Annotated in this window: 7 protein-coding genes and 1 pseudogene; 3 read left to right on the forward strand and 5 right to left on the reverse strand. The window is 53.8% G+C overall.

Features of this window, described 5'->3' with window-relative positions:
- Positions 1-539: 539 nt before the first annotated feature.
- Positions 540-878 carry a hypothetical protein gene (locus VK574_RS04420; protein ID WP_472798598.1) on the forward strand — a complete coding sequence of 113 codons (339 nt, stop codon included), beginning with the start codon at positions 540-542 and terminating at the stop codon, positions 876-878.
- Positions 879-1,064: 186 nt separating this feature from the next.
- On the opposite strand, the gene VK574_RS04425 is transcribed toward VK574_RS04420, so the two are convergent.
- Together VK574_RS04425 and VK574_RS04430 are read right to left on the reverse strand one after the other, a co-directional pair.
- Positions 1,065-1,460, reverse strand: a complete 396-nt coding sequence (locus tag VK574_RS04425; RefSeq protein ID WP_472798599.1) for a Rap1a/Tai family immunity protein — start codon at positions 1,458-1,460, stop codon at positions 1,065-1,067.
- An 88-nt stretch (positions 1,461-1,548) separates the two neighbouring features.
- Positions 1,549-1,761 (reverse strand): annotated as a pseudogene (locus VK574_RS04430) (integrase core domain-containing protein); the annotation flags it as partial.
- 231 nt (positions 1,762-1,992) lie between these two features.
- On the opposite strand from VK574_RS04430, the gene VK574_RS04435 reads away from it, so the two are divergent.
- The gene (locus VK574_RS04435; protein ID WP_472798600.1) at positions 1,993-3,756 is read left to right on the forward strand and encodes a capsule assembly Wzi family protein; all 1,764 of its coding nucleotides are present in this window, start codon (positions 1,993-1,995) and stop codon (positions 3,754-3,756) included.
- A gap of 103 nt (positions 3,757-3,859) precedes the next feature.
- Here VK574_RS04435 and VK574_RS04440 read toward each other — a convergent pair whose 3' ends face one another.
- From VK574_RS04440 to VK574_RS04450, 3 genes are all read right to left on the reverse strand, one after another.
- Positions 3,860-4,177: a hypothetical protein gene (locus VK574_RS04440; RefSeq protein WP_472798601.1), complete on the reverse strand. Its 318-nt coding sequence runs from the start codon at positions 4,175-4,177 to the stop codon at positions 3,860-3,862.
- An 812-nt stretch (positions 4,178-4,989) separates the two neighbouring features.
- The gene (locus tag VK574_RS04445) at positions 4,990-7,539 is read right to left on the reverse strand and encodes a Kelch repeat-containing protein (RefSeq protein ID WP_472798602.1); all 2,550 of its coding nucleotides are present in this window, start codon (positions 7,537-7,539) and stop codon (positions 4,990-4,992) included.
- A 722-nt stretch (positions 7,540-8,261) separates the two neighbouring features.
- Complete coding sequence (locus VK574_RS04450) at positions 8,262-10,766, reverse strand: hypothetical protein (RefSeq protein WP_472798603.1); 2,505 nt, start codon at positions 10,764-10,766, stop codon at positions 8,262-8,264.
- Between the two features lie 1,868 nt (positions 10,767-12,634).
- Between VK574_RS04450 and VK574_RS04455 the strand changes: the two genes are divergently transcribed.
- Positions 12,635-12,799 carry a zinc-ribbon domain containing protein gene (locus tag VK574_RS04455; RefSeq protein WP_472798765.1) on the forward strand — a complete coding sequence of 55 codons (165 nt, stop codon included), beginning with the start codon at positions 12,635-12,637 and terminating at the stop codon, positions 12,797-12,799.
- The last annotated feature ends 102 nt before the right edge of the window (positions 12,800-12,901 follow it).

Consider the following 12,901-nt stretch of genomic DNA (forward strand, 5'->3'; position numbering starts at 1 on the left):
ACCGCGCAAAGCATCCGAATAACTCTCGTTGGGGAACTTCGAAAACGAGAGTAGCACGCACAACGGAGATTGGTCCTCTACAAAAAAGTTGAAACTGCGGTGACTTGCTCGACGTGTCGATTAGTCACAAAAGTAATTTTGAGGGAGATTACTTTCAACGAAGGGAGGTGGACTGGTTGCGCTGCAGGAGGGGGTTATCACGCTAAGTAAGCTTGCAGAATATTCATCTCCAATAAAGATGTATGTAACGTGGCTGGTGCGAAGCCATTTTCCCTTGCTACGTGGGAAAGTGCGCCGCCGGCGGCGTGGCCGCGGATTCAGGAGTCTGGGCGCCCCCGGGGTCAGCGGGAACTCTTCTCGCCAGGATGCGCCACCACAGTTCCTACTCGCTCAATCATAACGACATCCGCAACCTGCCTTGCGCAACGCGTGCGCCCACCTCCCAGGTTCTCTAGGAAGGACGGCTCCCATCTGCGAGCGAAAGGGTATATGGGCGGAAGCGGACTCGGCATAATATCAAGCGAGTTGTAAATGGCACCATGCTCGCTGCAGAAGACCGCAACGTAGACCCGTGGATGCCGAAGCTCAAGACCAAGGGCCAGATCTCCTCAGGCCACGACGAACCTTGCGGTACGTTCAGGAGGACAGTACACGCCAAACTGCGGCGCCGTCCATCTGCGAACGTCGATGATGAGCATCTCGAAGGCACAGCATCTCGCCGGTCAGTCCAATCTGCACCGACGATCATTGCGGACGCTACGTGGGCCTTCTCCAGCAACCGGCTACGCGTCGAGATTACCCGACTGCCGGCGGCGAAAACGATCGCTTCGGGCGGCCCGGATGAAACGTTTATCGTGATCTGCCGTGGGCTCTCCTAGTCGAAGGTCTCGGTAACAAACTCTCCCGTGACCGCACCGGTGACTCTTCGTCGGCCTGACTCAGTTTGCGGATGACGTGATTGCGTCGTACTTCTTGAACCCGTATCTCCAAACCTAAAGAAAAATGAGACAAGCTAACTTGATGCCTAGCCTTATTCCCCTGCGCACAACCTGGAGCCAGAAATGTCAAGGAGACATTCCGCCGCAAGGGTAGGCGTCCATCAATGCGGTCAGAGCAACGTCACTTGCCGCGTGGTGCATCTCTGTTGGATGTCGTTTGATGAACTTCATCACAACAATGGCGATTTCGCGGGCTGTAACCCCATTTGGAACACACGCAGGGGGAGGATTGTTCTGTCTTCGCTGATCATTGAAGACTTTCCACAAATCGAATGTGTCGGACATTCCCCTGAGATAAGCTAAACAGCTCACGCCATCAAGCATCGCTGTGTTGTTAGGTTTCCCTTCAAGCACAACTTGACAATTCTTGAGGAGGTCGGCACCAGATAGTGTTTGTGCTCCGGAACGATCAGGAAACGCGGCGAGAGCAACGAAGACCGCAACCAGTGCAAGGGTTCTCATGAGTTCTCCTTGAATGTATCGCAAAGCATTGTACCTCGATTCTGAATGCCCCAAGCAGCTAGACGCCGCCTGCGAGTCTCAACAACTGTCAAGCACTGACGGCGATGACTAGTGTAGTCGACACGGCAGTAAACGCTGGCGGAACGGACGCTAGTCGAGCACGACTCGCGGTTGAACAGTTGGCACAAGGTTCGCTAGCGGCTTCTCCGAGATTCCAGTTGTCAAGGGTTCGCCGCACGTTGTTAAGCGTGCGAAACCAGTTTCCGCTGAGACACTCGTCGCGTAGCCGTCCATCGAGGCTTTCGACGTGCCCGAGGTCTCTTTGGCAGGATGTGAATCAGGTTGACCTTGCTGCTGCTCTCTACTTCCTTGTGAACAGCCCAAATGTTAAAGTGAGGACATGGTTGTAAACAGGCACGCAGTATCTGCTTCTGTCGTCTCGACTGCAATCTGGTTAATGGGGCTCTCCAGCTTAAACATAAACTGGGCGAAAGCAGAGACACCCAAAGCGGTAGTTGGCGGAGGGCAAGCCGTGCCAGACACTGGGCGCCCGGTTCCCGTGTGCGAGCCAGCAGATCTTGGTTCTCCCTACATTCCGGTCGATAGTTGGGTCTATCCCGCGGTTCTGCGCCTATATGGCCTTGGCTACATTGACACGGTCTATCTCGGTATGCGTCCGTGGACTCGTGCCAGTGTCGGTCGCATGCTCGAACAAGCGGCCGCGCGCATCGAGGACGCGCAGGACTCTCCCGATCCAACAACTGCCGAAGCGGTGCAGATCTACGAAGCTCTCGACTACGAGCTTCATCCCGAGATCAGCGGCCCATGTGGCATGCTGAAAGGGCATACGCGTGTCGAGTCAATTTATTCTATGTTCCGGGGCATTCGCGGCACCCCCCTCCGCGACAGCTTCCATCTCGGCCAGACCATAATCAATGACTACGGTCGCCCCTACGAGAGCGGAATCAACAACTACACGGGGTTTAGCGGTTTTGCATCGGCGGGTCGTTTTGTGCTTTATCTGCGCGGTGAGTTTCAAGGAGTACCTTCCGCATCAGGCTATTCATCGCAGCTCGCACGGACACTCTCAACCATAGATCAAATTCCTTTCCTTGATCCCAAAACAGGCCAACCCTACCATCAATCGACAATTCCATTGGGACCAATTGATTCTACGATCCGAATCGGCCTGATCGAGGCATACGCTTCCGCCCATGTCCTTAATCACGAGATTTCGTTTGGCAGACAGGATGACTGGCTCGGTCCCGGCCTGGGCGGGGGGTTCGCATATTCTAATAACGCCGCCAATATTTATTCGTTCTGCATTAATCGTATTGAGCCTTTGCACATACCCTTGCTTTCGTCCGTGACAGGTCCGTTTCGCTATGAATTCGTCATTGGCCCACTTCAGGGCCACGCATACATACCCAATCCGGCCTATCCGCCTGGACTTCCTGACGTTTTCAATCCCGGTGATCCTTGGATGCACATTGAGAAAGCCAGCTTCCGTCCGACTGAGAACCTAGAATTTGGTTTCCAACGAACCGTCATCTGGGGCGGAAAGGGCCATGGACCCATCACGATGCATACCTTTCTGAAGAGCTTCTTCAGTTTTGCATCCCCGCCCGGTAACCAAAAATTTACCCGAGAGGACCCCGGCGCACGCTTCGGTGCTTTCGATTTCTCCTACCGCCTGCCGTTCGCGCGCAAGTGGCTCACTCTCTATTCAGATGGAGAAGTGCACGACGACGTATCACCGATTGATGCGCCGCGGAGGGCCGCGTGGCGCCCCGGTCTATATCTTTCCCACGTGCCTGGAGTACCAAAACTAGATATCCGTGCCGAGGCTGTTTCTACCGACCCTCCAATTGTCAACAGCCAGGGTGGCGGCTTTATGTACCGTGAGACCGTACAACGAGAGGGATACACGAATAATGGTCAGATTTTCGGCGATTGGATCGGACGCGAAGCAAAGGGCGGCCAGGGTTGGATCACGTATCACTTTAGCGGCGACGAGTGGATCCAGATTGGCTTGAGAAACGGGAAAGCAGCGAAGGACTTCATCCCGGGTTCCACCACAGAGATCGACACTGCGACGGGTGGGCTGATTGAGGGCGGGACCACAATCAACGACGTCAATTTGCAGGTGGTCAAGCGCATCGGTAAGGATTTTGAGATCAACGGCAACTTCACTCTTGAGCACTGGAAGGCACCCGTTTACCTACCGGGCGAGCAAACAGTCACAGCGACCACTTTCAGGCTTACGTGGTACCCCAAAGGCAAAGTTATCTTCTGAGGTCTTTCTTCCCAAATTGCGCGTCCGCGAGAACCTTTCTCGTGAACCCGTATATGCTTTCACCGTGCGCAATCATTTGGCTCCGCCTTTATGGAGCGTGGGGCTAATTTGTTGGACTTTCTGAATCCCATTCTTCCAAGAATTGCATCGCCGCGTCTTCATCGGAGGCAAGCAAGTCAACTAACCGAGGAAGCCTGGCCAGAAGACGTTGATGGGTTGCTTGCGAAACCTTATTTATTTTCTCAGTGTTCTCCCAGCGTCCGCGAGCAACAGCCTTGTGTATTTCGTCCTCCGTAAGACCTTTGGCTTTGCAAGCGGCGGTAAAGAGAATCTGATAGAGCATCATTTCGTGCTGCAACACTTCGGAGCTATCGGCAAAAGCTTCTAGAAGTTTGATCAGCGTTTCTCGGTTTATTTCCATGGCTATCGAAGATTATACGGTTTGAGGATCAAGCAAGTTGACCACTTCTCGATCCAAGCGTTTCTTAAACAGTCAAAGGTGCATGGAATGCATTCGCTGTGGGTGTCAGTACAGTAGATCACCCAATCGCTATAATCCAGGACTTGCGCCCGTCCCTCACTTCCCAATTCAATGCGGCTCAGTTTATGGCTTAAATTCGACAGCAATCTGATAGAGAATTCGCCGTCAATGTGTCAATGTGGCGCTTCTGGATACCTTCTTCTCTGGATGTGGGAATCAATGGCAGATCGTTCCTCCGTTCTTCTTGCCGAAATGGGTTTTGAACGGAAAGCCGATACAGGGGGGTCGGCTCGTCCTTTACAAATCGGACACGCCGTTTTGAGGGCAGCGACTTTTCGCTGTGGCCTGGACCTGTCTGTAGCTGCCACGGGTAAATCCAGCTTCGGCCTTATTCAACACTCTTATAGAGGCGTAGGGTCGCTAGGAAATCGATCTGAACCGGCAAGTCATTTTCCACGTACTTAATGGAACACGGGCGAGGATGACCACTTCTCGAACGTAAGGCTCGCCGAATTCCTTCACTGTCAGACCGCACAATACTTGTCCCTCTGCCTGCGACGCTGGGGACCAATGACATGCAATAAGGTTAAGGCGCGAGCCAATCGTGTACGGGTGCCCGACAGCATCGTCACGCCAGAACCGTGTTGGGCAGTGATCGCGCAAGGCCAAGGCCTCTTTCTTACGCCGGATGGCCTTGGCCCCATTGCGCAATCGGGGTCGAATGGTCACGTTTTATTGCATAGTTCGACGCTTCAATGGGCTTCCGTGTAAGTGTAATCGTGGTATTGCAATCCGCCGTTGATCACCGAGTAAAGGCGCAGATAGATGGTGGCACCGTTGGTGGGCAGGCTGACGGTGGCGCTGGTGGCAGGCTTGGGTCCGATGTTGACCAGGTCATAGCCGCCGGGAGTGGTGCCAACGAACAGATAGTATGCAGTTGCACCGGAACCAGTGGTCCAGATGAAGGTGCTTGAGTCGGTCAACGTGCTGCCCGGCGCCGGAGAAGTCATCGCTGCGGGAGTACCGGTGAATTCGGTGTAGGTGTAATCGTGGTATTGCAGTCCGCCGTTGATCACCGACCAGAGCCGGACATAGATCGTGGCACCGTTGGTGGGCAGGCTGACAGTGGCGCTGGTGACAGCCTTGGGTCCGATGTTGACCAGGTCATAGCCGCCGGGAGCGGTACCGATGAATAGGTAGTATGCAGTTGCACCGGAACCAGCGGTCCAGGTGAAGGTGGTGGTTGCGCCGGTCAACGTGCTGCCCGGTGCCGGAGAAGTCATCGCTGCGGGACTACCGGCGAACTCGGTGTAGGTGTAATCGTGGAACTGCAGTCCGCCATTGATCACCGACCAGAGCCGCACATAGATGGTGGCACCGTTGGTGGGAAGGCTGACCGTGGCGCTGGTGGCAGTCTTGGGTCCGATGTTGACCAGGTCATAGCCACCGGTAGTGGTGCCGACGAACAGATAGTATGCAGTTGCACCGGAACCAGTGGTCCAGATGAAGGTGGTGCTTGAGCCGGTCAACATGCTGCCCGGTGCTGGAGAAGTCATCGCTGCGGGAGTACCGGTGAATTCGGTGTAGGTGTAATCGTGGTATTGCAGTCCGCCGTTAATCACCGAGTAGAGCCGGACATAGATCGTGGCACCGTTGGTGGGCAGGCTGACGGTAGAGCTCGTGGCGGCCTTGGGTCCGATGTTGACCAGGTCATAGCCGCCAGGAGTGGTGCCGACGAAGAGATAGTATGCGGTTGCACCGGAACCAGCGGTCCAGGTGAAGGTGGTGCTTGAGCCGGTCAACGTGCTGCCCGGGGTCGGAGAAGTCATCGCTGCGGGAGTCGGTAATTCCGTGGAAAGGGACGCGTATTCCCACATGTCGTTGAGATCGGCAAAATTTCCAGCGGAATCAAAACCCGCTCCTCCAAATAACCAGAGATTGCCTTGTGTATCAGCCCAACTACTGGCCGCGAGTCGACTGCCGGGTACGTTTCCGGAACCAGGTGTACCCAAGGTGCCGTAGATCCCGAGCTGTCCGCAAATTGTTCCGTTGGAGTAGCAGTTGTAGGCTCCGCCCTTGCTCGATTTACTCCCGGCGATCCATGTCCATTCGTTTGTCAAAGGGCTAAACTCCCACAGGTCATTGAGCGCGCCAAGGTAGCTCGTCGAATCGAAGCCCATTCCTCCAGAGAGCCAGAAGTTTCCGCCGTCATCCGTCCATGCGACTGCAGAGTAGCGACTCCCGGGCGCATTCGTAGGTGAAGCGGTCGCCAAAGTGCCATATATCCCCGGTTGACCTCCCGTGCTATCTATCGTGCTGCTGCCTCCCATCCATGTCCATTGCAGTGTAGAGGGATCCAACATCCAGATGTCGTTAAGAATACCAACGACACTTGGGGTGGATGAATCGAAGCCTTCTCCGCCGAATAGCCAAAGTTTTCCGTAGGTGTCTTTCCAGGAAACAGAGCTTTGTCGACCACCAGGATTGTTGGCGGACGACGGCTCTCCCAAACCGCCGTAAACTCCGAGTTGATTCCTCGTGCTACTCCCGCCCAGCCACGTCCATTGAAACGTCGAGCAGTCAAACATCCAGAGATCGCTAAGTTCACCTCGCAGAACAGTTGAGTCGTTTCCGTAACCCCCAAATAACCAGAGATTGCCGTTTGTGTCCGTCCATCCAACTGCCGAATCTCGGGAGCCAGGAATATTCGATCTCGACGGAATACCCAATGTTCCGTACACACCAGCATGGGCCTCATTACTACCTAGCGTGCTGCTACCTCCCATCCAGGCCCATTCATTTGATGACACGTCCAACTTCCAAAGATCGTTCAACTCGCCAGCTACATTGCCCACGGAGTCGAAACCGTAACCGCCGAAGAGCCAGAAATTCCCCTCCCCGTCGGTCCAAGAAATTGCAGATTCTCGTCCTCCAGGAGCATTGGCAGCAGCAGGAATTCCCAGGGTGCCGTAAATGCCCGGAGTTCCCATGTGATAACCCGGTACGGTGCTTGTTCCACCGATCCACGACCACTGGTTGGTTGTGGGATAGAATTTCCAAAGGTCGTTGAGATACCCCTGTGTTCCGTTTGCATCGGCACCAATCCCACCAAACAGCCAGAGATTGCCATCTTTATCGGTCCAGTTGTTTGCTGTTCCTCGACCGCCAGGCAGATTCGTAGGAGATGGCGAGCCTAAAGTGCCGTACACACCAGGCCAACTCACATATGCGAATTGTCCATGCTCAAGTACCTTGTTGCCGCTGAGCCAAGTCCATTCTCCCGTCTGCGCGACTGCCCCCATTGCACTGCCGCATATGAGTAAGACAACAGTGGAAAATAGAACGACGACCCCAATCGAGGATTGGAAGCGGCGGCAATCCCAGTGAGAGACAAGTTCAGAATTAGACGAAGAATAAAACCGCGTGAGGCTATTCATGTCGGTCCATTCCTGGGGTTGAGTTTGAATGCCGGTCACTGACCGTACGCGAACCAACATGCGTGGACACAGAACTCCGGGTGCTCGGAAACCGCGCAAAGCATCGCACTTGACTGCGTGGGGAACTACGTAGAAGAGCGTATCACGAGAGCCATGGCGAGTTAGCTCAAAGAATTAAACTGTAGTGACGCGCGTTTGAGTACCAGATGCCGGATAAATAACCTGGTGCGGAACGCCAACGACGCTCCAAGGTCGCTCGTTGTTTAGCTGGCGCGCCCCAGGCATAAACCTTCGATAGGGTATCCCTGCTTTCCTGTCTCTAGCAAGCTGAATGCAACATTCCAATTCCAATGGGTGCCACGCATTCATGATTGGCAAGCCGTTGAGGTCCGTTCGAGTGAATTGCGCGAACATCATTGCTGTGATTTGCTGGTTTGCTTTCGCTCTAATTTTCTATTTCATGCGCGCTCTTGGGTTCCATTGAAGGTCTGTGACACTTTCTTCATCAAGGTCCTCCAGCGCGTATCGTTTTGGAAATTTATTGATTCCGGCGAACGAAAGGCTGGCTGTTCACGGCCTCGGGTCCGTTACTGAATGACCCTGACGTTATATGTTGTGCGGGTAGGTGACCCTGCTGCGATTGCACAGACGGAGACGGTCACCGTGCCTGAGTTTGTCACCTGTGCTTCCCAGACATAGCCAGTACCCGGAGAAGTTCCACCTGCCGGAGAGACAGCCGCCACCATCGAGGCCGTTGCACCTCGGATGGAGACCGTCCCAGTGGCACAAGCCCCGGCAGCGAGAGCCGAACCGCCGATTGGGCCTGTCGTGCCCGAAAGCGGAAGCTGCGAAGTTAGTACAACAATTCCCGAAAGATCGGGGAGAGTGTAAGTCTGGTTTCCAGATAGAGGGGTAGCGCACATCGTTCCGTCCGCTCCATTCACAAAACCGACGCACTTCAAATTAAACTGACCAAGGTAGTCGCTTGCAGAAGTTTTGTTAACGGAGACGACCCCCGTTGATGGGTTGCCGAATAGCTGCTTCGTATGGACGCTCTCGGGCGTTGTATTTCCGAGTGCTGATCGCGATGCAAATGCGGATGCGAGCGCGGCTTGCACCTGTGCAGTGGTCGCAACCTTGGTGCTGTTGTCGTCCGCCGCCTGTGTAATTGCGGTCGAGCTTCCTAGTTGCAGAGTCACGGCTGGCTGAATCCCAATCCACGCCACGTAAGGCCTATTTGCCGAAGTCGTTTCAAATCCAATGTTCTTTCCACTGTAGGGGGCTAGATTTGCAGTGAAGCTGTAAAGCTGATATTTGGTTGAGCAGGTGATCGAAGTCCCGTTAAGCAGGCTCCCGTTCGCAGCAATCGCAATCTCGCTCAAAGCGTATGCAGAAGGGCATTTAGCCATTGCTGAGACTGTAACCAAGCCCGCCGGGATGTTGGTGCCGACCGTCAGGTTGAAATTGTTTGTTGAAAATTGAGCGAAGCTCGCGATAGCACTGTTTATCGGCAGAATCACGTAGGCACCCGATGGTGAAGCAGCGTCCTTTTGGACACTCAAAGGCCAGAGGCCGGGTGTTCCCGATTTATTGAACAGAATGTCGTTCGGCCAAATCAGCAGATTTTCGGAGTTGTAGGGTGTCGAAAAGTTCCCGTCGCGGATGAAATCGCCGGATACTCGTCCTGATTGATCCGTAAGCCCCTTGGTTGGAACAGCGGGGATTGAATAAGCCTGCGGGATACTGTCGAATGGGTTCGGATTCGTTCCGTACCAAATCCGGTTTCCAAGTCCCAAATCGTTGACCGTGACTCCCACAAGACTTGAAAAATCCAATTTGTTGTCAGCACCGCCCACGTTAAGTGTTCCGCCACCCATGCTGCAATTGATGCAGCGTGCGCCTTGAGTTTCCAGATAGGCTGTCGCGCCTGCTCCGCCTGTGAGTTCGGTATTTGTGAACGTGTTCTGCGCCCCCTCCACGCGATAACCATAGGTGCCGGTATTGCCTTCAAACTCGGGGACGCTGATCTGCGCGCTTTTAAAGGCATCGAAGTTCACGTTTCCAAGCCCAACAAACTGCGGACCATTTTGAGCAGTTATCTCCGTGTCTTCAATCTTGAGGTCTTGGCCGTTAACCTGAATCCACGGATAGGTGATTGACTCCAGCGATCCGTGATTAAACTTCATGTAGTCTCCAGCTGAAGACTGATCAAAGGAATTCAATTCGGAACTGCCAATAACGACCCCGAAGGTTTGTCCTCGAAATTCAAAATTCTGCACGTCCAGTCCGTACATTCCCCACGTTCCCTGTGTGTAAACCCCGCAGACATTGTTCGTCCCAGTGTTCACCGCATAGAAACTTATGTTGCTCATTGATGAGTAAAGAGAGCCCGCCGCCTGCCAAGGGTTGGTCCAATCTGCGGTATTCCCATCCACGTCGTCCATTCCTATTGCGCAGTTGCCGATGTTGGTCGTTACCGGCAATCCAAGCAACGATAGATAGGCATGTGCGTTAGTCACAGTCCGTGATGCCGGGCTTGTCAGCGTAATCGCTATCCATGAACTGTTGCTTGCGCCGCCTAAAGACCAGCAGGGTGCCACTGAGGCAATGGTCGTGACAAGGTTGGCGCCGCTCGGCCCTGCGCCATTCACCTGAATCGCCTGTCCAATATCTGAACAGTTGATTTGGCTGTTAGCGGTGTAGAGCGTGCTGAGATTTCCAGACGGTATCGTAGCGTCATCGAACCAGCGTCCCGGCCAGCGGTGCGGAAAATTACCTGCTGAGGAGTTATCGACTAGGAAAAAGATGTTCTCCATCTTCCAAAATTTATTCCAGATGAAAGTATTTGACGTTGGATCAAGGACGTGTAGCACATCCAGGCCCGGCTTGCTCCTTAGAATTACCGGTTGCCCCTGAGTTCCTGCCTGCTGGCCCACGAAAGTCGTTCCATGCCAAGTAATACTCATCAAATAGCAGCCACCAGGCGGCAGAGGAAAATAAAGAACCTGATGTGTCGTCGCAGCTACGTTTTCAGCTTTCTGAATCGCAGTACTATCGTCTGTAGTGCAAGCACCCGTCGCGCCATACATCATTACGTTGAGTTGAGTGTTCACGGAAGCGTTCACAGTCGCGGCCTTCACGTTGGCCTGAACGTTGAGGCCAGCGGAACCGTCAGAATTCACACCGCTGTGTGGATACCCAATGCCGTCTGATCGGATGACCCAACCATCCGCGCCGCAGGTATAGAAATTGTTTCGAGTGGTGCTGATCTCCGTGTAGGGCATACCGAAATTGACCACGGAACAGCTACCCCGCCGCGAAATAGGAGTTCCCACTCCCGAAACCGGAGCCCAATTGATTTGAGTCTTGGCATGTTGCTTTTGCTGTCCGTGTAATACCGCACACAACACGAATAGAAGACAGCTGACAAATATGCGGCGCATATAGTTGCTCTCCCGAGGAGGTCGAATTGATGAACGCAATAAAGGCTTCAGACAGAGTGTAGTTTGGGCGGTCCTTCCGTTCCAAAGGGACGAATGACGGCAAAATCGTACATTCCTCGGAGGCCAGCTTGCTCGTTGCGCCAGCGGTGGCAGAGGCGACGTGCATGCTGAGGCTTATCACAAAACCGACGAGCAAGGACCACATGAATCTCCTCTTCATGCCATAGCTTATAGAAATTGAAATCAACCGCTTTGCAAAATTGACGGTCCGATATTGATTTGTGCTCGGAAGAAATGATCTGAGAGCAGTTCCGGGCGACTGACCAACCCGGAATTTATGGTCCGCCGCCTTTCTGCAAGCGAATCGTTGAGAGTGACGGTTGGTCTGCGCAAATGTATTCGACCTTTGGCCTTGTGCCGGGCTTTCCAACTATGCAAGACCTGAACTACCAATCCGGTCGCGCTTCCGATATACCGAGCACCGTTTCATTCGATTGGATGGTGTACCCCAGACCCCAGGCAATTTCCTGACTTATCCATTCGCTTGGTACGGCGCTACTGTCCTGGTATTCGAAGCGAAAGGTCAGGGAGTTCTCAACGACGGTGCTGTATCCGGATATTCGCAGAGTTTGCCAAATGCTCTGACGAGCTATCCAACGTCGTACACTAAGCCAAACATTACATCGCATGACATACCGTTCGCAGGCTCATTCACGGCGCGTGTTTCTTTCCGCCGCGTGTCTTGCACGAACTCCCGTGTGTCGGCATCAGAGCAGCACATGGACCCAGCCCGAAACCGATATCGCTTCCAATCCAGTTAGTACATGGTTTCCATTCAGCGTGCCGGCCGTGCCGCTGGATAGCTGGCAACGCAACTTCCACCTGAATTAGAGCAGCTAGCCTTTCCATCGGTGCTTGATACGCTTCCGGTACCGCTCACGCCGACGCATTGGCACAATGGGTCCACAATCGCTAACCAGCGCGACATGCACTCCCTCAATGGATTGGACGGTCTATGGGTAGTGGTGCAGTTGGTTGTAGTCTTCAACTCTAAGGACGTGGCCGTCCATTGCATGGGGCAGGCATTCGCCGACGAGATTTTTTGGGCTTTTGATCTACAGCATCCAGAGACCGAGGTCCACGACAGTAACACCAATTCCGAATTTCGTCGGATGATTGACTGCGCACGGTCAGACGGGCAGGATGAGCCATCAATTCCTACTACTCTTGGGGATGCGCTGCTTCCCTAACGATCCGCGCGGCGGCCCGGCTCACGTCTTCTCGGCGGTGCTTCTGTCTTGCGTGGAGATCGAATTGAATTTCGAACCATTTCTTGCTTTCCACTGACGAAGCGCCCATAGATTGCATGAGCGGCATTTGAGTGCCGCAGGCGGAACACTTTGCAGAGACGCGATGAAAGTCTTCGCTATCAACTAGCAATTGCGGTTTCGTCGTCATGCCCAAAGTCTAGGCCGTGTCGTTCGCCTGTGGAAACCAAACTGAACCACCACCGGCCTATGGAATTCGTTGACAGGGAGCTGGCGTGTAGTGAGTGTAGCAAGACATTCGCGTTCTCGTCTGCCGAACAGCCGTTCTATGGGTCGCTCGAGAGACTTCGTTTATCGTCTCTGATCCCTCCATCCGACCGCGCTCAACAGCCTTCTGTATCTCGTCTTCCGTAAGACGCTTGTCTTTGCCGGCAGCGGTAAAATGCAACTGATAAAGCATCAGTTCGCGATGCAACACTTCTGATGTGTCTGCAAATCCTTCTAGGATAAGCGTCT

Origin of the sequence: Occallatibacter sp., from assembly GCF_035317045.1 — a bacterium.
In the GTDB taxonomy this organism is placed as follows: domain Bacteria; phylum Acidobacteriota; class Terriglobia; order Terriglobales; family Acidobacteriaceae; genus Telmatobacter.

What these genes read in the sequence shown, in the direction of transcription:
- VK574_RS04450 (WP_472798603.1), bottom strand. Translation starts at nt 10,766, where the DNA reads ATGATGTATGGCGCGACGGGTGCTTGCACTACAGACGATAGTACTGCG.
- VK574_RS04440 (WP_472798601.1), bottom strand. Translation starts at nt 4,177, where the DNA reads ATGGAAATAAACCGAGAAACGCTGATCAAACTTCTAGAAGCTTTTGCC.
- VK574_RS04455 (WP_472798765.1), top strand. Translation starts at nt 12,635, where the DNA reads ATGGAATTCGTTGACAGGGAGCTGGCGTGTAGTGAGTGTAGCAAGACA.
- VK574_RS04420 (WP_472798598.1), top strand. Translation starts at nt 540, where the DNA reads ATGCTCGCTGCAGAAGACCGCAACGTAGACCCGTGGATGCCGAAGCTC.
- VK574_RS04445 (WP_472798602.1), bottom strand. Translation starts at nt 7,539, where the DNA reads ATGGGGGCAGTCGCGCAGACGGGAGAATGGACTTGGCTCAGCGGCAAC.
- VK574_RS04425 (WP_472798599.1), bottom strand. Translation starts at nt 1,460, where the DNA reads ATGAGAACCCTTGCACTGGTTGCGGTCTTCGTTGCTCTCGCCGCGTTT.